Genomic DNA, 22,061 nt, shown 5'->3' on the forward strand with positions numbered 1-22,061 from the left:
TGCGCACCCTTTCAGAAGCTTTTTTTACCTAAATTGCAAAATAAAATATCTGAAAAGGGGAGTCTTTTTTCTGTCTCTACCCTACATTTGCAGACAGAATTCTTAACTTATTAGTATTATGAAACACGTCTCACTTTATCTACAACTGACATTGATAATCCTGTTAAGTTTCGGAGTAACCGCCAACGGATATACCCGAAATAAAACAACAGAGATTGCATCCGACTTTGATAAAATAGGTTGGAAAGTCGGTATTCAGTCTTATACCTTTACTCGCTATTCTCTTTTTGATGCTATTGATGCCGCCGCAGATTTAGGTCTGAAATATGTAGAAGCCACAATCTGGCAAACCATAGAAAGAGGAAAAGAAGAAAGATTCAACCCATGGCAAATATCAGAAGAAACCAAACAAAAAATTAAAAATAAATGCAAGGAAAAAGGTGTGACTCTCACTTCATTCTATTGCCGTCCAAGTAAGGAAGATGCAGAAAACGGACAAACAGAAAAGCTCTTCCAATTCTGCAAAGAGTGGAAAATGGCCCTTACAACTGACCCTGTCCGTATCGCATCAGGTCCCGGAAGTATGGATTTTTATGATAAACTATGTCAGAAATATGGCGTTTATATGTTTCTCACCAATCATCCCAAAGCTCACGGTTCACCGTATTGGAATCCGGAAGACGTATTAGCTGATTGTAAAGATAGAAGTAAATACATTGGCGCTTCTGTGGATGTAGGACATTTCATGCGTGACGGTACCAACGTATATGAAGTCGTAAAAAGATATACCGACGCCGGACGTATGTACCATTTCCACTTCCGCGATGTAGACCGTTGCGACAAAAACGGGAAAGATGTTACATTAGGAGAAGGAGCTGCACAAATAAAAGAGTTATTAACTTATCTGAATAAAAAAGGAGCTACTCCCATTATCGTATTTGAATATGAAAGAGATCAAGATGAACCCTTGAAGTATATAACTCCCGGTGTAGTCTATCTTCGTCAACTCAGTAAAGAATTGCTTAAGAACAAGCAAGCCGACAATAATAATAAACCTATAAAACTATGGGCAAGAAATGCATCTACAAAAGGCGGACTAAACATCTGTGATAAAGATAAAGACACATTGGCAACAATACACGGCTGGAACAATACGGAACAACAGATTTCATGGAAAACGTTTTTAAAAAAAGGAAACTATACCGTATGCTTGAAATATTCCGAACCTTATCAAGGAAGTGCAATAACTGTTACAGCAGGACAACAACAATTTGCTACACTAATACAACCGACAGCTGGCTGGAATGAATACCACGAAAAGAACTTAGGTGTTATAAGAGTCCCTACAACTGGAGAAGCGAACATAAGCCTTCAAGGTATTCAACTTTCTTTAGTAAAAGATGAAAAAGGTAAGTTGGTACACAAAGAGGCACTACCGGATATACAATATCTATCACTTATACCTACAAAAGAAAAGTCTGTTTCTTCACCCATAAATATATTACAAGAGTTTAAAGGAAAACCCATATTCAACGGAAAGACCTTCAAAGGGTGGACTGGTAACAACGGCAAGGAAAGTATGAAATGGTTTCGTATAGAAGAAGATGCCATAATAGGTGGAAATACCGAAATGGAAATACCTCAAAATGAATTCTTACGTTCAGACCGTGAATACGGTAACTTCGAGCTACGCCTGAAATTCAAAATTAACTGCGCAGACGACTCCTATAATGCCGGTATTCAATTCCGTAGCCAGCCCCAAACCGAAAAAGGCAAAGAGCATGAAATGATAGGCTACCAAGCAGATATTATCTCCTGGAAAAAGGGAGCACTCTACGATGAACAACGTCGCTGGGACTTTTTAGGGAATCCCCTTGCTAAAAATCCTACTTACAATGCTAGAGAGTGGAACTCTTATATCATTCGCTGCGAAGGTCCGCGTGTTCGTATTTGGCTGAATGGAATACAAACATTAGATTATTTCGAACCTTTTGTTGACACCCCTCACCCCGATGTACAGATAGGCAGAATTCCACAAATAGGATATATTGCTTTACAGATTCATGAAGGCAAAGCTTGCGAAGCTCTATATAAAGACATCACAATAGAAGAACTATAATAAAAAATGAAAAACATAAATAAATATTGCCTGTTACTACTTTTGTTTTCCGCACTTCTGGCAGCGTGTGAAGGAAAAAAGAACAGCTTTAAGACAATCTGTAATCCTGTCAATTTAAGTTATCGCTTTTCGTTGAATTCACCATCCTGGCGTGAAGCGGCAGATCCCAGCATGATTAAATTTCAAAATGAATATTACCTATTTTTATCTAAATCGGGTGGCTATTTTCATTCATCGGATCTTATCCACTGGAATTTAATAACTACTGACGATCTCCCCATTGAAAAATATGCCCCTACCGTTATGGAAATGAATGGAGAGATTTATTTCACTGCATCCATAGCAACTAATAAGATATATAAAAGCCATGACCCTAAATCCGGAAAATGGGAATTGGTAACCGATCAATTCCCTTATATCCTGGCAGACCCAATGTTATTCTACGATTCGGATAACGATAAAATTTATCTATATTACGGTTCCGGTGCAGCCACCCCAATGATGGGAGTAGAACTGGATAAAAACACCTTTATGCCCAAAGGAGAAGCTACTCCCCTATTCTACAGTAATGCCGAAAAGTACGGCTGGGAAGTGGCTGGAGACTACAACACTAATTATAAGCACACAGGCTGGCTCGAAGGAGCATGGATGAACCAATACAAAGGAAAATATTACCTGCAATATGCAGTACCCGGTACAGAGTTTAAAAGCTACAACAACGGAGTTTATGTATCAGAGAATCCATTAGGTCCATTTACATTACTCAAACACAACCCATTCTCCTATAAGCCCGAAGGTTTTGTCAATGGCATCGGACATGGAAGTACATTCCAAGACTTATATGGAAACTACTGGAATATCGGCACCTCTACCATCTCCCAAAGGCATATGTTTGAAAGAAGAATTTCATTATACCCTACTTTTTTTGACGAAGAGGGTGATGCTTATGCATACACTGCATGGGGAGACTATCCAATGATTGTTCCCGACAAGAAAATAACCTCTCCACAAGATTTATTCCCAGGATGGATGCTCCTGTCTTATAAAAAGGAAGTTGAAGCTTCATCTACATTGGAAGGCTACCCTACAAAGAATGCCGTGAATGAAGATATAAGAACATGGTGGAGTGCTGAAACAGCTAACAAAGGAGAATTCTTAACGGTTGATTTAGGGCAAAATTCCAAAGTATACGCCATTCAAATTAATTTTGCCGACCAAGATGCCAATATATCGGGAAAAACAGATTCTACCTATTACCAATACCGAATAGAAGATTCCCAAGATGGTATTATATGGAATATGACAGTCGACAAATCAAAGAACAAGGTAGAAGCCCCTAACGACTACATCCAATTGGACAAACCGGTAAACACCAGATATATTCGTGTAACCAATATATATTTCCCTTCCGGAAAATTTTCCATTTCCGGCCTAAGAGTATTTGGAAAAGCAGATAAACCGGTTCCAGCAACTGCACAGTTCACGAAATTAACCAGAAATAGTAATAATCGCAGAACTGTAAATCTGAACTGGAATAAAGTAGAGGATGCCATCGGATACAATATCCGGTTCGGTACACAGAAAGACAAATTATACCATAATTATCTAGTATATGAAGATAACAAGGTATCCATTAACATATTGAACGCAGACCAGACTTATTATTTCGCAATAGACAGTTTCAATGAAGCGGGAATCACTGTCGGAAAAGAAGTCAAAATCATTCAATAAATATGCAATGTCATGAAAACCACTTATTTTCTTAAAAAATCACTTTTCTGCTTATTACTGTTTGCATCATTTACATCAATCAGCAAGGCGGATTATCCATTGTTTTGGCAACGATATACAGCTGACCCATGGGGAATAGAATACAATGGACGACTGTATCTGTTTTGTTCACATGATACCTATAACCCTCAAAGAGGATACGGATATTTTATGAATGATATCACTTGTATCTCAACTGACGATTTAAAGAATTGGACAGACCACGGTGAAGTATTCCATGCTAAAGACTCAAGATGGGGAGCCCAATTGACCTGGGCACCATGCGTTGTTTATCACAACAACCAATTCTATCTCTATTACGGTGACGGCAATTGCGGAGGTATTGGCGTAGCAACCAGTAACAGTCCAATTGGTCCTTATATAGACAATCGGGACACCCCCATGGTTGATATGAATACTCCAGGAGTGCAACCCGGTAGCGGACAATGGGGTATGTGGTGTTTCGATCCAAGCGTTTGGATAGAAGATGACGGACAAGCCTTTCTTTATTTCGGAGGGGGTGATCCCGGCAATTCACGAATCATTAAATTGAAAGATAACCTGACAGAAGTTGAAGGTAAAGCCATACACCCCAATACTCCCGGCTTCTTCGAAGCTTCATTTGTACATAAATATAAAAACAAGTATTATTATTCGTATGCCGGGCATCATTTCAGCTTTCCCGCCAACATTGAGTATGTAATGAGTGAGCATCCAATGGGACCTTTCTCCCAGCCGGGATTAATATTACCTAACCCACCCATCAACGACGGCTTCAACAATCATCATTCCATCTTTCCATTCAAAGGCGAATATTATATTGCATACCATAATCGGGAAGTGGCCTATGTGAAAGGAGAAGCAGACAAACGTTCACGCGAATATATGCGTAGTGTCTGTCTGGATCATTTAATACACAATGAAGATGGTACTATCCGGACGGTATCAACCACACGTGACGGTTTACCCCAATTAAAATACATCAATCCGTACAAACGGAATGAAGCGGAAACCATGGCAAAAGGTTGGGGCATCAACACCGAAGCCCGAAAAAGTGCTCCGGATAACCGGATTGTAAGTTCTGCCAACGACGGGGATTATATAAAAGTACAGGGAGTGAATTTCACCAAAGAAGGTCTTTCCAAATTTAAAGCTTTTATCTCATGTGGAGCTCCAAAAGGTGGAAATATTGAAATCCGTCTGGAAAGTGAAAACGGATTGCTGATAGGTACTCTGAACATTGTTCCCACAGGAGACTGGGAGTCCTGGAAAACAATTACAACGGACGTATCTATTCCCAACACTGGTATATTTGATCTGTACTTTGTATTCAAAGGCAATAAAGAAGACTTTGCCCACATAGATTATTGGGAATTCACACATTAATATCCACAATAAATATTTGTATTAAAAACAACTATCAACAATAACGATTATGATGAAAAACAACATTTTAGCTCTATGTCTGGGATTCCTTCCTCTTTTGGCAACGGCACAAAATCCGATTATTCAAACCAAATATACAGCCGATCCTGCCCCAATGGTGCATAACGATACATTATTCCTTTATGTGGGATGCGATGAAAAGGATGCTCCCTCCAACGCATACCTGATGAGGGAATACCGCCTGTATACCACTACCGACATGGTGAATTGGACAGACTGTGGAACACCGCTGAAAACAAGTGATTTCAAATGGTCAGCCGGAGATGCCAGCGCTGCACAATGCATAGAGCGGGATGGTAAGTTTTATTGGTATATATCCTCACAAAACAAATTCAGCCCAGGTTCGTCCATCGGTGTAGCCGTTGCAGATTCACCTTATGGCCCCTTCAAAGATGCATTAGGCCGGGCATTGGTAACCAACAACATGACTACAACTGCCAAACACTCCTGGGATGACCTTGATCCTACGGTATTTATCGATAACGATGAACAGGCATACCTATATTGGGGTAACGGTGTATGCTATCAAGCCAAACTGAATAAAGATATGATATCATTGAATGACTCTATAACAGCGCTCGATGCCAAAGATAATACGGCCTTTTTCGGAAGATTCACAGAAGCACCTTGGGTATATAAGCGGAATAACCTATACTATATGATCTATGCCGCCGAGTTTCCGGAGTCTATACATTATTCTACAAGCCAAACAGCAAAAGGGCCATGGAAGGCCGGAGGAATAGTTATGCCATTGGCAAAAGGAAGTAATACCAATCACCCCGGCATAATAGATTATAAAGGCAATTCTTACTTCTTTTACCATAACGACGCACTACCTGGAGGACATAGCTATTGCAGATCGGTATGCGTAGAGCAATTTACATACAACCCTGACGGCACCATACCGCAAATGCACATGACTGATGAAGGCATCAAGAAAGGGGTAAGTACACTCAATCCATACAAACGGACAGAAGCCGAAACCATAGCATGGTCACAAGGCGTTATTTCCGCTACCGATGCAGAAAGAGGTGTTTATATTACCTCTATCCATAATACCGACTATATAAAAGTTCGTGATGTAAACTTCGGACAAAAAGGTGCTTCTCAATTTATTGCTTCTGCATCTAGCAGATATCATGGTGGGAAAATAGAACTTAGAATCGACTCACTTGAAGGAGAAATAATAGGAACCTTAAATATCCCCTACACTGGAGAATGGGAAAATTGGGAGGAACATTCCACCAACATAAAAACAACCAAAGGAATTCATGACCTATATCTTGTCTTTAAAGGCAGAACTCCACACGAACTTTTCAACCTTGATTATTGGATGTTTAAATAAATCACAAAAAAATAATATCTTATGAACAAGAACCTTTTTTTAAGTATTTGCCTGGGAATATGCTCTCTTCCGGTAATCGCACAGAATCCTATTGTACAAACCATGTACACAGCCGATCCGGCACCGATGGTACACAATGACGTACTTTATCTCTACACCAGTCACGACGAGGATGCATCCACATGGTTTGTTATGAATGACTGGAAACTATACACCACTACCGATATGGTGAACTGGACCGATCATGGCGCTGTGCTTTCCTACAAGACATTCAGCTGGGCAAAAGGAGATGCATGGGCTATGCAATGTATAGAAAGAGATGGTAAATTCTATGCATATGTGCCGGTAACATCACGCACAACCAATAGCCCCGCAATTGGCGTAGCAGTATCCGACAGCCCCTACGGCCCTTTTATAGATCCACTGGGAAAACCGTTGGTGCAAAGTAAAAAAGGAGATATTGACCCTACCGTATTCATTGATGATGACGGGCAGGCATACCTCTATTGGGGAAATCCTTTCTGTTATTATGTAAAATTGAATGAAGATATGATTTCTTATGAGGGGGACATCGTACGCGTTCCAATGACAGAAGAAGCTTTTGGCAAACGGGAAGGTAACGTAAAGGAACGGCCGACATTATACGAAGAGGGTCCATGGCTGTATAAACGCAATGACCTTTATTATTTATTGTGGGCAGGCGGTCCTATTTCAGAACATCTCGGCTACTCAACCAGCAAAAGTCCCCTCGGTCCTTGGAAATATGGCGGGGTACTTATGCCTACGGAAGGAAGAAGCTTCACCAACCATCCCGGAATTGTAGACTATAAAGGAAATACATACTTGTTTTATCACAGCGGAGCGCTTCCCGGAGGCTCAGGCTTCACCCGTTCGGTATGCGTAGAACAAGTAGAATTCAACAAAAACGGTTCCATCAAACCTCTGAAAATGACGAACGGAATCCAACAAGGACTCACAACCCTAAATCCATATCGAAAGACAGAGGCAGAAACTATAGCATTCTCCGAAGGAGCCAAAGCCACACAGAATGCAGAAGTAGGAGTCTTTATCAACGCCATGCAAAACAACGCATATACCAAAGTCAGAAACGTTAATTTTCGCGATCACGGTCCCAGCAAATTTACAGCAAGAGTAGGAACTACACACAATGGCGGCGTGACCATGGAAATTCGGCTCGACAGTCCTCAGGGACAGCTATTGGGAACGACTAAAGTACCACTGACCGGAGGTGATGACAGATGGGCATTGGTGAGCACTGAGACATCTAAAGTAACAGGAATACATGACTTGTATTTCATCTTCAAAGGAGATAAGCCCGGCCGCATCATGTATTTCGACTATTGGATGTTTTCCAAATAACTCTTAAATCGATATATTCACCCTATTCAATAGAACAATCATGAAACATCTATTTTCTATTATTTTCGGACTGATAACATTCTGTCAGTTGCAAGCCCAGTCGTGGACAGCTGACAATGGTAACGGAACCTTTACCAATCCACTATTCTACGACGAATTCACAGACCCGGACCTGATACGTGTGGGAACGGACTTTTATATGGTAGCCAGTTCCATGCATGCCATGCCAGGGCTGCCGCTACTACGCTCCAAAGATTTAGTCAATTGGGAATTTGTAACCTACATATTTGACAGACTTGATTTAGGACCCGACTTCCACTTGGAAGGTAATAAAGGTATCTACGGAAACGGAATATGGGCTCCTGCCATCCGTTATCATAAAGGTACCTTCTATGTATTCGTCAACGTAAATGACCATGGTTTACAAGTGTTTTCCGCCAAAGACCCCACCGGCCCTTGGGTACACAAAAATATGGGTGGCAGAATTTATGATTTGGGAATACTGTTTGATAATGACGACAAAATATATGCCGTACATGGTTATGATGAAGTACGCCTGATTCAACTCAAGCCCGATTTCAGTGGCTATGTAGAAGGGAGTGAAAAAGTAATTATTCCTAAAGGCAGCGCTATGGGGGAAGGACACCATTTCTATAAAATAGATGGAAAATATTATATTATCAGTGCAGACTATGCACCCGTAGGCCGCATGCAATGCGCTCGTGCCGACAAGCCGGAAGGTCCTTACGAAACCGCCGTTATCAGCAACCGCGAAACAATGGGTACGCAACGCGGATGGTGGTCGAATGAATTTGGATTCTGGTCCGATATCCCTAAAGAAGGAGACAAGATAACATTCACAGCCCCAAACCCGGACGCTTACTATGCTGTACCACTACATCAAGGCGGAATTGTAGATTTGCCGAATGGCGAATGGTGGGGTGTTTCAATGATGGATGTAAAATCTGTCGGACGTTTGACTTTCCTTTCTCCGGTGACATGGAAAAACGGCTGGCCTTTTTTCGGAATAGAGAATAATTTAGGACGTTCACCTCGCACATGGTTCAAGCCGAATGTAGGAATTGAAACAACTCCTCATACTACTTACGAACGCAATGATGACTTCTCGGGAAAAGATTTGAAACCAATCTGGCAATGGAATCACTATCCCGTAGAAAAGAAATGGGCGTTAAAAAACGGAACGTTACGTTTGCACACTATGCCGGCCAAGAGTTTTATGCACGCCAAGAATTCACTAACGCAGCGAACAGTCGGACCTGAATCAAATGCCATTGTAGAGCTGAATACCAAATCACTGAAAAAAGGTGATATAGCCGGATTGGCTTTACTGAATGTTCCCTATTATTGGATTGGAGTACTGCGTACCGGAAAGGGAGATGTAATACGCTTTTACGACTTGGTCAAGAACATAAAAGTAGATGAACCAATTTCGACGGGAAAAATCTATTTACGCGCCGAAGGAGATTTTGACAATGATTTGGCTAGGCTGAGTTATAGCACTGATGGTACAAACTTTAAAGAAATGGGGAGCAATTTACGTTTAGGCTATCAAATGAAAACTTTCCAAGGAGTGAGATTTGCCTTGTTTGCTTACAACACAGAAGGGAAAGAAGGAGGATATGCCGAATTCGACAACTTCAAAATCGAGGAGCCACTTGCCGACCGTTCCGCAAATCTTCCTATCGGAAAAGTAATTACTCTCAAAAATTTAGCAAATAATTCTTTTGTATGGACGAATTCACGCCGCATATTGCGCAATGCAAATATCAACAGCAACGAATACAATCCGAAAGACAGCCAATTCAGAATTCATGACCGCGGAAAAGGGCGTGTAGCCTTGGAAGCGATGAATGGAAGCGGCTTCTTGACCGTTGCAGGTGAAGGTCTTTCGGGAGACGTGCGCCTAATGGACAAGGAAAGTGATGCCAGTCTATTTATGTGGCAAGATATGCTTCGCAATCAATGTATGTTACTGTCACTCAAAACAAATCGCTATATAGGTATAGATGTGCTCACCGGTGAACCTTATTCTGCAGATTGGCCTGGCTCAAATACTACACGAACTAACGGAGTCGTTTTTGAATGGAGTGTTATACAATGACTGAGATACATAAATCCGTCTCATGATACAAAGTAGTCTACAAATGACCATAAAAAATAATATGCGGCGATTGAAGGCAAAACAATGATAAAATTGTATCTTTGCACCGTTTTATGCATTTAAAGAATAAATAATAACAACGATATGATAGCTAAAATCAACGAGCTTCTGCAAGAAGTAGAAGCACTGAAAGCCGCTAACGCCGAGGAATTGGAAGCACTTCGCATCAAGTACCTTAGCAAAAAGGGAGCCATTAATGAACTGATGGCGGACTTCCGCAACGTACCTGCCGAACTCAAAAAAGAAGTAGGTATGCGCCTGAATGAACTTAAAAACAAAGCGCAGGAAAAGATCAGTACTCTGAAAGAGCAATTCGAAAACCAAGACAACGGTTGCGATGACCTTGATCTTACCCGTTCGGCTTATCCCGTAAAATTAGGGACACGTCACCCACTCAGCATCGTAAAAAACGAGATCATTGATATATTCGCCCGTATGGGATTCAACATTGCCGACGGTCCGGAGGTGGAAGACGACTGGCACGTTTTCTCAGCTATGAACTTTGCCGAAGATCATCCGGCACGTGATATGCAGGATACTTTCTTCATCGAAAATAATGCTGAGAATGTATCACATAATATCATCCTTCGCACACATACATCCAGTGTACAAAGTCGTGTGATGGAAACGACTCAACCGCCTATTCGGGTGCTTTGTCCGGGACGTGTATATCGTAACGAAGCTATCAGTTATCGTGCACACGCATTCTTCCATCAGGTAGAGGCCTTGTTTATAGACCGTAACGTATCGTTCACCGACTTGAAGCAAGCCCTATTACTCTTCGCTCAGGAAATGTTCGGCAAGGACACTAAGATTCGTCTCCGTCCTTCGTACTTCCCGTTTACGGAGCCAAGTGCCGAAATGGACATTAGCTGTAACATCTGCGGCGGCAAGGGATGTCCCTTCTGTAAAGGAACAGGCTGGGTTGAAATCTTAGGTTGCGGTATGGTTGACCCCAATGTATTGGAGTTAAACGGCATTGACAGCAAGGTGTACAGCGGTTACGCTTTAGGTATGGGTATAGAACGCATCGCCAACCTGAAATACCGTGTAAACGACTTGCGCCTGTTCTCTGAAAATGATACACGCTTCCTGAAAGAATTCGAAGCGGCTTATTAATATAGAACACTCTTATATATTTCTATATTAAGCATTAGGTTGGGATATGTCCAAACTGAAACTCGCTTACTATTTATTTCTTTAATTAGGCACGGATTACACGGAAAACACGGATTAGATTAAAAGGAACCGTGAAATCCGTGTAATCCGTGCCTAAAAGTATATTTATTATCAATCTTATTAAATTTCCACCCAATGAAAGATAGGCTTGTAACTTCCAGCTATTGCTTTATTCTTGCAGCCAACTTTCTGCTATACTTCGGGTTTTGGCTATTAATCCCCGTATTACCGTTCTATCTATCCGAGGTATTCAGTGCAGGAAACTCTACCATTGGTATCATCCTCTCCTGCTATACGGTAGCCGCTTTGTGCATCCGTCCGTTCTCCGGCTATTTTTTGGACAGCTTTGCCCGTAAGCCTTTGTATCTGCTGGCCTACTTCATCTTTATGACGATGTTTGCCGGATATATCATAGCCGGCTCACTGACACTGTTCATCCTATTCCGTATCATACACGGCGTATCATTCGGTATGGTGACTGTAGGCGGAAACACAGTAGTTATCGACATTATGCCCTCATCAAGGCGCGGAGAAGGACTCGGATATTACGGGCTCTCCAACAACATAGCCATGGCAGTGGGACCGATGTCCGGTTTGTTCCTGCACGATGCAGGTATGAGTTATACTACCATTTTCTGTTGCTCGTTGGGTTCCTGCATTGCCGGATTTATCTGTGCCGCATTGGTGAAGACCCCATACAAGCCACCTGTCAGACGCGAACCAATTTCACTCGACCGTTTCATTCTGCTGAAAGGTATTCCTGCGGGCATCAGCCTGCTTTTATTATCCATTCCTTACGGAATGACTACCAATTACGTCGCCATGTATGCCAAAGAAATCGGCATCAATGCGACTACCGGTTTTTTCTTTACTTTTATGGCGGTGGGCATGGCTATCTCCCGTATCTTTTCCGGCAAGATTGTAGACAAGGGAAAAATAACGCAAGTAATTTCGGCAGGGCTATACATTGTTGTATTCAGCTTCTTCCTGCTCTCGGCTTGCGTCTACATTATCAATTGGAACAGCATGGCATGCAGCATCATCTTCTTTGCCGTAGCATTGTTGCTCGGGATTGGTTTCGGCATCATGTTTCCGGCTTACAATACCCTGTTTGTAAATCTGGCTCCCAACAATCAGCGAGGTACGGCAACTTCTACCTACCTGACCTCATGGGATGTAGGGATAGGTATCGGTATGCTGACAGGCGGATATATAGCCGAAATCAGCACCTTCGACAAGGCGTATCTTTTCGGAGCCTGCCTGACGATAATTTCCATGCTTTATTTCAATGGCAAGGTTACCCCTCATTATCATAAAAACAAATTACGATGAGAAAAAAGGAACGTTACGAAAAAATACTCGCCTGGTTCAGGGAAAACCGTCCCGTAGCGGAAACCGAGTTGCATTACAACAATCCGTATGAGCTATTGATTGCGGTAATTCTTTCCGCCCAATGCACGGATAAACGGGTAAACATGATAACTCCCCCTCTGTACCGGGACTTTCCTACTCCCGAAGCGCTTGCCGCTACCACACCGGAAGTAGTATTTGAATACATACGCAGTGTGTCTTATCCCAACAATAAGGCCAAGCACCTTGTAGGCATGGCAAAAATGCTGGTGAAAGACTTTAACAGCCAAGTGCCCGACACATTGGAAGAACTCGTAAAACTGCCCGGTGTGGGACGTAAAACAGCTAATGTAATTCAGTCGGTAGTTTTCAACAAAGCCGCTATGGCGGTAGATACCCATGTATTCCGTGTCAGCCACCGTTTAGGGTTAGTGTCCGACAAATGCACCACCCCGTTCAGTGTGGAGAAGGAGTTGGTCAAACATATTCCTGAAGCGGATATTCCCATCGCCCACCATTGGCTCATCCTGCATGGACGGTATGTATGTCAGGCACGTACCCCCCAATGTGACAACTGCGGTTTGCAATTGATGTGCAAATATTACTGCCGGAAGTATAAAGTTAACAAAGAGAGTAATGAAGGGGAAGAATAAATAATGATTTCATAGCGAAAAAAAGAAATAAATACTAACTTTGCCGTCACAAAAAGAAAATAGTAACACTTTTAAATAAAAATAGAGTATTATGACAATTGATCAATTTAACTTTGCCGGAAAAAAGGCATTCGTTCGCGTGGACTTCAATGTGCCCTTGGACGAAAACTTCAACATTACAGACGATACCCGTATGCGTGCCGCTCTTCCTACATTGAAGAAGATTTTGGCTGACGGTGGCAGTATTATCATCGGTTCTCACCTCGGCCGTCCGAAAGGCGCGACAGACAAATTCTCTTTGAAGCACATTCTGAAACATTTGTCAGACCTGCTGGGTGTTGAAGTACAGTTTGCTAACGACTGTATGGGCGAAGAAGCTGCCGTTAAGGCTGCCGCTCTGCAACCGGGTGAGGTGCTGTTGCTCGAAAACCTCCGTTTCTACGCTGAGGAAGAAGGCAAACCACGCGGTTTGGCTGAAGACGCAACAGACGAAGAAAAGAAAGCCGCCAAAGCTGCAGTTAAAGAAAGTCAGAAAGAATTTACCAAGAAATTGGCTTCTTATGCAGACTGCTATGTAAACGACGCATTCGGTACAGCTCACCGTGCACACGCTTCTACAGCATTGATCGCTAAATACTTCGACAAAGACAATAAGATGTTCGGCTACCTGATGGAAAAAGAAGTGAAAGCTGTGGACAAAGTGCTGAATGACATCAAACGTCCGTTCACTGCTATCATGGGTGGTTCTAAAGTATCTTCCAAGATTGAAATCATCGAAAACCTGCTAAACAAGGTAGACAACCTTATTATCACCGGTGGTATGACTTATACTTTCACCAAAGCTCAAGGAGGTAAAATCGGTCTTTCTATCTGTGAAGACGACAAGTTGGATTTGGCTCTCGAGTTGTTGAAGAAAGCAAAAGAAAAAGGTGTAAACCTCGTATTGGCTGTAGATGCCAAAATTGCTGACTCATTCTCTAACGACGCCAACACTCAGTTCTGCAAAGTAAATGAAATACCTGACGGCTGGGAAGGTCTGGATATAGGTCCTGAGACTGAAAAAATCTTCGCTGAAGTTATTAAGAATTCCAAGACTATCCTTTGGAACGGTCCTACAGGCGTATTTGAATTCGAAAACTTCACTCACGGTTCACGTTCAGTAGGTGAAGCTATCGTAGAAGCAACCAAAAACGGTGCATTCTCACTCGTAGGTGGTGGTGACTCTGTAGCTTGCGTAAACAAGTTCGGTTTGGCAAACGGTGTTTCTTACGTTTCTACCGGTGGCGGTGCATTGCTTGAAGCAATCGAAGGAAAAGTTCTTCCGGGTATCGCTGCTATCAACGAATAAAAAGAATCTAATCAATACAAAAGGCAGCTCTTTGAAAAAAGGGTTGCTTTTTTTTTAATTATATATCCAACACATGAAACGAATTCTACTATCCTGCTTTCTTCTTCTCTCTGCATATACGTTAAAAGCCCAAGATGCGTGCCTGAATGATGTAGTGAATACACTGAAAGAACGTATCACTCTGGCAGGTTATGCCCAAGTGGGATACACCTATGACGATGCCGGCGAAAAAGCCAGCAATACTTTCGACCTCAAACGAGTTATATTTATGGCACGCGGTAAAATTACCGATAAATGGTCGTGTTACTTCATGTATAGCTTCGCCAATACCGGAAAAATACTGGAAGCCTATACAGAATATCAGTTCCTGCCTCAACTCACTGCCCGTATCGGACAGTTCAAAACGATGTACACTATCGAGAATCCTATGTCACCCTGTTTTGTAGAGCTGATAAGCTGTTATTCACAGGCAGTCAACTATCTGGCAGGTATCAATGGAAGCGATCCTTTGTACGGTTCAAGTAGCGGCCGTGATATGGGAATCCTCATCTACGGTGACCTTTTCAAGAAGAAACTGAGTTATAACTTTGCCGTTATGAATGGACAAGGCATCAATCTTAAAGACAAGAATAATCAAAAAGATATAGTAGGCGGCTTAATGGTTCATCCGCTCGATTGGTTGTCGGTAGGTGGTTCGTTCATCAAAGGCAAAGGATGTGCAGTAGTCGCATCTGCTATCAATCCGGACATAGCCGTAGGTGACAACTACACACGAAACCGCTGGTCGGCAGGAGCTACCATTCAGACAAAGCCTGTCAGTTTGCGCACCGAATATCTTGCCGGTAAAGACGGACATATAAAAAGTGACGGATATTATGCAACAGCGTCCGTACATGTACTTCCCAAGTTCGATATAGTAGCATCTTACGATTACTTCAATAAAGATAAAGCGCAGGATTATAAACAGAGCAACTATGTAGCCGGTGTACAATGGTGGTTCTACCCCAAATGCCGCTTGCAAGCACAATATACTTATTGTAATCCTCATAAGGGAGAATCTTCCAACCTGTTGCAAGCGCAATTACAGGTTAGATTCTAACTTCTTTAACTCCTACCGAACATTTTGGCATTCTTTTTGTACATTTGTAGAGTATAATCACTTAACGAATACAATCTTATGAACGAGCAAGCCATACAAGAGCAATATCAACATATAGTCAGTCTATTGGAACAGAAACGTCTGAAAGAGGCTCAGGTACAACTGGAAGCCTTTTTATGGAACTGCAACGATTGGACTCTTCGCAGCCGCTTGGAACAGGCTAAGATGTCCTACCAATATATGTTGCAATATATGCGTCAAGGCGTAAACGATCCGGAACGGCAGAAACTATACCGGCAACTTTTGGCAGAAACATGGGAAATTGCCGAACAGACGCGTGTCAGCTTGCTCGATGAAGTTTCCACTCACTATTACCATGCCCTGCACAAGAATAAAAGGAATATGGTAGCCGGCTATGGCATGTCCTCATGGCTGAAAGTTTTGGAATCGTTTCAGGATGACATGGCGGTTTGCCAACTCATGCCGGACAATAAAAAGAGTTTGGACAGTGCTTTGAAACGTCACGAAGAAACTGCCCAATATCTGTTTCTTACAACATGGGGAAACAGCGGCTGGACAACGGAAGAAGAACAGGAAGCCAAAACATATTTAGATTCCGAGTTGCTGCCGGTAAATGATTTATGCTTATTTACAGGAGCTATTCTACTTAGCTTAATGGAATGTTTTGATCCGCGCAAGTTCTCTTGGTTACTGGATGCCACAATGCACGCTGATACACAAGTCAGCCAACGTGCTTTGGTAGTTCTTGCCATTGTGCTACACATACACTCCAACCGTCTGTGGCTATATCCTGAGTTGGAAGCAAGATTGTTGCTTCTTAATGAAGACGGCAGTTTCGGCAAACAACTGAACCGGATTTACATCCAGCTGCTCCGCAGTCAGGAGACAGAGAAGATAGACAAGAAGATGCGCGAAGAAATCATTCCGGAAATGATGAAGAACGTAAGTATCATGCGCAACATGAAGTACGGCTTCGAGGAAAACATAGATGAAAACGACCGTAACCCGGATTGGGAGAAAGCGTTTGAACAATCCGGATTGGGTGATAAGATACGTGAAATGAATGAACTGCAACTGGAAGGCGCCGATGTATATATGAGTACATTTGCCCAACTCAAGAGCTATCCGTTTTTCCAAGACCCACACAACTGGTTCTATCCGTTCGATATGCAACATTCCAGTATTATACGGGAGTTTGGACTGAAACCGACAGGAGACAATGCCATTCTATCATTAATACTACAATCAGGCTTTTTCTGCAACAGTGATAAGTATTCATTATGCTTTACTATGGCACATATTCCGCAAGCACAACGCAATATGATGCTAAGCCAAATGACATCACAGGACCTGAATGAATTAATGGACGAAAGCAAGTCGTCCGGATTAAGACAGTACGCACAGCGTCCGGATGTTATCAGCAACCAGTACATCCACGATCTATACCGCTTCTTCAAGTTAAGCCAACGCCGTCATGAATTCCGTGATATTTTCAAAGAGGAAATAACTCTGCACCGTATCCCGGCACTGAAAGATATTTTGTGCAAACCGGAATTATTGGTTACTATAGCCGATTTTCATTTCCGCAAAGAGCGCCCGACTGAAGCTTTAAGTATCTACCAAGAAATAATAGATATGAATTATGCCGATGCAGACATCTTTCAAAAAACCGGATATTGCCTGCAAAAGGAGAAACGCTACAAAGAGGCCATCAGCGCTTACCGGAAAGCGGATGTACTGAAGCCCGATCATGTATGGACCATCCGCCACCTTGCCACTTGCTATCGCCAATTACGCGACTTTGCATCGGCGCTGGAGCATTACAAAAAGGTAGAAGCCATACAGCCGGAAAACAGAAGCGTCATATTCTTCATCGGCAGTTGCCTGGCAGAATTGGAACGCTATGAAGAAGCCTTGCAGTGCTTCTTTAAACTGGATCTCATGGAGAATGATTGCATCAAGGCATGGCGTGCCATAGGCTGGTGCTCATTTGTCAGTGGAAAATTTGAACAGGCCATGCGATATTATAATAAGGTGCTTGCCCTCAAACCTATTGCCACAGATTATCTCAATGCAGGGCACGTAGCGTTGCGACTGGGAAATATGGAAAAGGTAGCGGAATTATACGGGAAAGCCACCTCGGAAAGCGGAAATCGGGAGACTTTCCTTGATATGTTCGACAAAGATAAAGAAACCCTTATCAAACTGGGTATAAACGAAAAAGACATACCATTAATAAGAGATTTGGTTTAGTTGAGAGTTGAGAGTTCCTTATAAAGCCGTTGCACCGGTAAACCCATAATATTATAATAACTACCTGAAATATTTTCCACTCCGATAAAGCCAATCCATTCTTGTACTCCATAAGCGCCGGCTTTATCCATCGGCTGGAACTTATCTACGTAATAAATAATTTCCTCTTCACTAAGTTTGGAGAAACGAACTTCTGTCTGGGCGGCAAAACTTCGCTGCCACTCTGTTGTGGTTATGCAGACACCGGTAAATACTTCATGAGTACGACCGGACATATCCCGCAACATACATAAGGCATCTTCCCTGTCCTTAGGTTTTCCAAGCACTCTCCCGTCCAGCCACACAATGGTATCGGCAGTTATCATCAGTTCACCCGGCTGCAACATATTCCGATAGGCATCCGCTTTTTCTTTCGCTATATAAAGAGGTATATCTGCCCCTTGCAAAGTATCGGGATACGACTCGTCTACATCCGGCAAAGTACGTACTTCGTAACTCACGCCCAACCCAGACAACAACTCCTTACGGCGAGGAGAATTAGAAGCAAGGATTACTTTATATTTCTTTAGATTGTCTAACATGACTTCCTGTGAATTATGAATTTAAACTATAAATTATCAGCTAATAGAAATTACCAACCAAACGCCCTCTCGTCCGCCATCCAAAGGCCCTTTACTTTGAGGAACTGCTCCACGATGTCACGTCCGCATCCATATCCTCCGTCTTTATGGGATATATAACGGGCAATAGATTTTACTTCAGGAGTAGCATCCCTCGGACAACAGGGCAGACCGCAAGTACTCATCACTTCCATATCCGGAATATCATCACCTACATACAGTATCTCTTCATCCCGTAAGCCATAGCGGTCACGGAAATCACGGTAGTCATGTATTTTAATGGAAGACCCCATATATATGTTCTCAGCTAATATTCCTAAAGCAAGAAAGCGTTTACGCACCGCTTCCGTACGCCCACCGGTAATAATAGCCAATGGAATCTCGTGTTTGGCAGCCAAGTGTAGTGCATATCCGTCTTTTATGTTTACCGTCCGCAGTGGTTCACCCTCCGTACTCATGGGGATAACATTAGCGCTCAATACCCCGTCTACATCAAAAGCAAGGGCTTTTATTCTGTTCAAATCGTAGTTGATTGTACTCATCCCGTTATTTTCTAAAAGGTTAGCTATTTTGTTGATGTATGCTTTCGCTAATCAGTCTGTACAGTTCCTGCATCCCCGGTTCATCAGAAAGCATTTGCAAATGGTTGTTGATGACATTCTCATCATATCTTATGGCCGGTCCTGTCTGTGCAAGGCGCGGCTCAAGTTCATGCACTTTATGGGCAGTCTCATCTATCAGAGGTAGCATTACATCAAAAGGAAGTTGATATTTCTTCAACAATTCGGCGGCAAGGGCATACATATGATTCGTAAAATTACAAGTGAATACCGCTGCCAAATGTAAACTCTTACGTTGTTCCGAGGTAGCTTCATAGACCTTCTCGGAAAGCACGGAAGCAATCTCTTTCAGCATCCGGGTGTCTTCCGCAGAATTACTTTCAATAAAAACCGGTATCTGTCGGAAATCAACAGTACGCTGCTTACTGAATGTTTGCATGGGATAAAACACACCATATCGTTTTACCCGGCCTGCCCAAACATCCATTGGAATACTACCGGCAGTATGTACCCATAAAGCCTCCTCCTTTCCTGCCACTATTTCCGGTAGCAATTGCACAAAAGCCGCATCTTTCAAGGAAACAATATAAAGCTGCGCACCAGCCACCACAGATGACAAGTCAGTAATATAGTCAGCTTCCACCGCATATGCCAATGCGCGTGCCGATTCTTCCGTACGACTATAAATCTGCACAATACGGAATCCCTTATAATAAAGTGTTTTTGCCAAATTCGTCGCCAGATTACCGGCTCCTATAAATACAATAGATGTATCCTCTATACTTCTCTTCATCCTATCTTGTAGATACCAAATATAAAATACCGCCTACAACCAACAACGCTACCGGTAACAAGTAAGCGGACATTGTACCAAGCAGGGCTGTTATCAACCCGAAGTTCAATATCAGCCACAAACCTATCAGCACCAATCCTACCGATTTATCGTGTTTGAATAACAAGAAGATGATTGCCGTATACAACAAAAAATTATCCCTATTCATCACCCACGACAAGCCCAATGTAGAAAAGTGCAGCAGCTTATCTACCAAATAAAGCACACCGAACACAATCAGCGTGATAGCTGTAGCCTTGTATGTATCTTTATTATTATTTGCTTTTGCCGCACTCACTGTTACTTTCCTCCATATTTATTAAGGTGAATCTTCTCCCATTGCAGGTTGTCCTCATTGAAAGGCTTGCGTTCCATTCCTTTATGACCTATGGCTATGATACTGAGAGCTTGCAACTGCAAGGGAATATCAAGAACATCATGCACATATTCGTTAGAAGACATTCCGGACGCTGTAAAACGTTCCCGAAGTTGCACCCAGCAACTTCCCAACCCCATATCTTCCGCCTGAAGTTGCAAGTAAATGGAAGCGATAGAAGCATCTTCTATCCAAACATCGCTTGCCAACGGATCGGCAGTGACAACCACGGCCAATGCCGCATCTGCAATGAATTGTGAAGCCTGTTCTTTACAGAAAGATAGTTTTTTCAGTGTTTCCCTATCGTCTACCACGATAAACTGCCATGCATTGCTACGTTTGGAAGTAGGTGCCATCAGTGCAGCTTTCATCAATGTAACCACCTGTTCCTGCGTCAATTCTTCTGCTGTAAACTTCCGCATACTGCGGCGGGACTTTATCAATTCACTAAAACTTTCCATATATGTATATCGTTTAGAAATGAATACTTTGTTGTTAAGCAATGCAAAGATACAAGATTATTTTTTTAAATTTGCAGCAATGCCTTTGAAACTGACTACATATTACCGAGGGAGTCAAGTTCCCAAATTGCCGGGAACCAACACATTCCATTCCACAGAATTGTTTCACATCTATGAAGCAACTCCGGGATACACCCCTTTGCTTATTGTAGCGTCAGAAGGAGGAGTGCCCGTAGCCAAACTACTTGCCGCCATACGAAAAAGCGTACGTCTGTTTCCACCCGCCATCATCAAGCGATGTGAAGTATACGGTACAGGAGAATATTTTGATGAAACGATTGACAAAGAAACTATTTTCAGCGATATGTTGCAACGACTTACGGACGAGGCCCTGCGTGAAGCATTCCTCATAGAGTTCCGTAATCTGGACAATTCACTATCCGGCTATAAAGTATTCCGCAAGAACCGCTATTTTGCCGTTAATTGGCTACGTGTCCGCAACTCTCTGCACAACGTGGAACGGGCAGAGGTGCGTTTCAGTCCTTCACGTATCCGCCAAATAAAGAAAGGAGTAAAGAACGGAGCAAAAGTCAAAGAAGCACACACCACAGAGGAAATCCATGCTTTTGCCAAGATGCTACACCACAATTACTCCGCCAAAATACGACGACATTTTCCCAGTATGGACTTTTTCCAACAGTTGGAGAAACAAATGACACATAGCCAACAGAGCCGTATTTTCATTGTCACCTATAAAGACAAGATTATCGGTGGAAGCGCCTGCATCTATTCTGATGACAGTGCATACCTTTGGTTCTCCGGTGGTATGCGTAAAACCTATGCCCTGCAATATCCCGGAATTCTTGCCGTCTGGCAAGCATTACGAGATGCAAAAGAACGCGGTTACCGCCATTTGGAATTTATGGACGTAGGGTTGCCATTCCGCCGGCATGGCTATCGTGAGTTTGTACTCCGTTTCGGTGGAAAACAAATCAGCACCCGTCGCTGGTTTCGATTCCGATGGGAATGGCTGAACAGGGTGCTGATAAAGATATACGAATAAATAG

General features: G+C 42.6%; 18 protein-coding genes. 13 read left to right on the top strand and 5 right to left on the bottom strand.

What is annotated here, in order from left to right; genetic code table 11:
- The first annotated feature begins 118 nt into the window (after positions 1-118).
- From DW121_RS08335 to DW121_RS08390, 12 genes are all read left to right on the top strand, one after another.
- On the top strand, positions 119-2,119 hold the full coding sequence (locus DW121_RS08335) for a family 16 glycoside hydrolase (RefSeq protein ID WP_118323507.1): 2,001 nt from the start codon (positions 119-121) through the stop codon (positions 2,117-2,119).
- A gap of 6 nt (positions 2,120-2,125) precedes the next feature.
- Positions 2,126-3,850, top strand: a complete 1,725-nt coding sequence (locus DW121_RS08340; RefSeq protein WP_118323508.1) for a family 43 glycosylhydrolase — start codon at positions 2,126-2,128, stop codon at positions 3,848-3,850.
- Between the two features lie 12 nt (positions 3,851-3,862).
- Complete coding sequence (locus DW121_RS08345) at positions 3,863-5,275, top strand: glycoside hydrolase family 43 protein (RefSeq protein ID WP_118323509.1); 1,413 nt, start codon at positions 3,863-3,865, stop codon at positions 5,273-5,275.
- A 49-nt stretch (positions 5,276-5,324) separates the two neighbouring features.
- Positions 5,325-6,680, top strand: coding sequence for a glycoside hydrolase family 43 protein (locus tag DW121_RS08350; protein WP_118323510.1), 1,356 nt, complete (start codon positions 5,325-5,327; stop codon positions 6,678-6,680).
- Positions 6,681-6,701: 21 nt separating this feature from the next.
- Positions 6,702-8,060, top strand: coding sequence for a glycoside hydrolase family 43 protein (locus tag DW121_RS08355; RefSeq protein ID WP_118323511.1), 1,359 nt, complete (start codon positions 6,702-6,704; stop codon positions 8,058-8,060).
- A gap of 40 nt (positions 8,061-8,100) precedes the next feature.
- On the top strand, positions 8,101-10,182 hold the full coding sequence (locus DW121_RS08360) for a glycoside hydrolase 43 family protein (protein WP_118323512.1): 2,082 nt from the start codon (positions 8,101-8,103) through the stop codon (positions 10,180-10,182).
- A gap of 144 nt (positions 10,183-10,326) precedes the next feature.
- The gene (pheS, locus tag DW121_RS08365; protein WP_117711334.1) at positions 10,327-11,361 is read left to right on the top strand and encodes a phenylalanine--tRNA ligase subunit alpha; all 1,035 of its coding nucleotides are present in this window, start codon (positions 10,327-10,329) and stop codon (positions 11,359-11,361) included.
- Positions 11,362-11,556: 195 nt separating this feature from the next.
- On the top strand, positions 11,557-12,753 hold the full coding sequence (locus DW121_RS08370; RefSeq protein ID WP_117711333.1) for an MFS transporter: 1,197 nt from the start codon (positions 11,557-11,559) through the stop codon (positions 12,751-12,753).
- The gene (nth, locus tag DW121_RS08375) at positions 12,750-13,424 is read left to right on the top strand and encodes an endonuclease III (protein ID WP_117711332.1); all 675 of its coding nucleotides are present in this window, start codon (positions 12,750-12,752) and stop codon (positions 13,422-13,424) included. The genes DW121_RS08370 and nth overlap by 4 nt, the downstream gene beginning before the upstream one ends.
- Positions 13,425-13,512: 88 nt before the next feature.
- Positions 13,513-14,772, top strand: coding sequence for a phosphoglycerate kinase (locus tag DW121_RS08380; RefSeq protein ID WP_087412755.1), 1,260 nt, complete (start codon positions 13,513-13,515; stop codon positions 14,770-14,772).
- A 73-nt stretch (positions 14,773-14,845) separates the two neighbouring features.
- Positions 14,846-15,871, top strand: coding sequence for a porin (locus DW121_RS08385; protein WP_117711331.1), 1,026 nt, complete (start codon positions 14,846-14,848; stop codon positions 15,869-15,871).
- A 78-nt stretch (positions 15,872-15,949) separates the two neighbouring features.
- Entirely contained in the window at positions 15,950-18,145 is a 2,196-nt protein-coding gene (locus DW121_RS08390) for a tetratricopeptide repeat protein (RefSeq protein ID WP_117711330.1), read from the top strand.
- On the opposite strand, the gene DW121_RS08395 is transcribed toward DW121_RS08390, so the two are convergent.
- From DW121_RS08395 to DW121_RS08415, 5 genes are read right to left on the bottom strand one after another with little or no spacing between them, the layout of a single operon-like run.
- Positions 18,142-18,726 (bottom strand): Maf-like protein, encoded by a 585-nt coding sequence (locus DW121_RS08395; protein WP_118323513.1) that lies wholly within the window; start codon positions 18,724-18,726, stop codon positions 18,142-18,144. The two genes, DW121_RS08390 and DW121_RS08395, sit on opposite strands and share 4 nt — an antisense overlap.
- A 50-nt stretch (positions 18,727-18,776) precedes the next feature.
- On the bottom strand, positions 18,777-19,307 hold the full coding sequence (locus DW121_RS08400; protein WP_117711328.1) for a KdsC family phosphatase: 531 nt from the start codon (positions 19,305-19,307) through the stop codon (positions 18,777-18,779).
- Positions 19,308-19,326: 19 nt separating this feature from the next.
- Positions 19,327-20,118, bottom strand: coding sequence for a Rossmann-like and DUF2520 domain-containing protein (locus DW121_RS08405; RefSeq protein WP_118323514.1), 792 nt, complete (start codon positions 20,116-20,118; stop codon positions 19,327-19,329).
- A 1-nt stretch (position 20,119) separates the two neighbouring features.
- Complete coding sequence (locus DW121_RS08410) at positions 20,120-20,455, bottom strand: hypothetical protein (RefSeq protein ID WP_009122412.1); 336 nt, start codon at positions 20,453-20,455, stop codon at positions 20,120-20,122.
- A gap of 2 nt (positions 20,456-20,457) precedes the next feature.
- Positions 20,458-20,994 carry a nitroreductase family protein gene (locus DW121_RS08415; protein WP_117711462.1) on the bottom strand — a complete coding sequence of 179 codons (537 nt, stop codon included), beginning with the start codon at positions 20,992-20,994 and terminating at the stop codon, positions 20,458-20,460.
- A 79-nt stretch (positions 20,995-21,073) separates the two neighbouring features.
- On the opposite strand from DW121_RS08415, the gene DW121_RS08420 reads away from it, so the two are divergent.
- Complete coding sequence (locus DW121_RS08420; protein WP_117711326.1) at positions 21,074-22,057, top strand: GNAT family N-acetyltransferase; 984 nt, start codon at positions 21,074-21,076, stop codon at positions 22,055-22,057.
- Positions 22,058-22,061 lie beyond the last annotated feature (4 nt).

It is taken from the genome of Bacteroides sp. AM10-21B, from assembly GCF_003472565.1.
Taxonomy (GTDB): Bacteria; Bacteroidota; Bacteroidia; order Bacteroidales; family Bacteroidaceae; genus Bacteroides; species Bacteroides propionicigenes.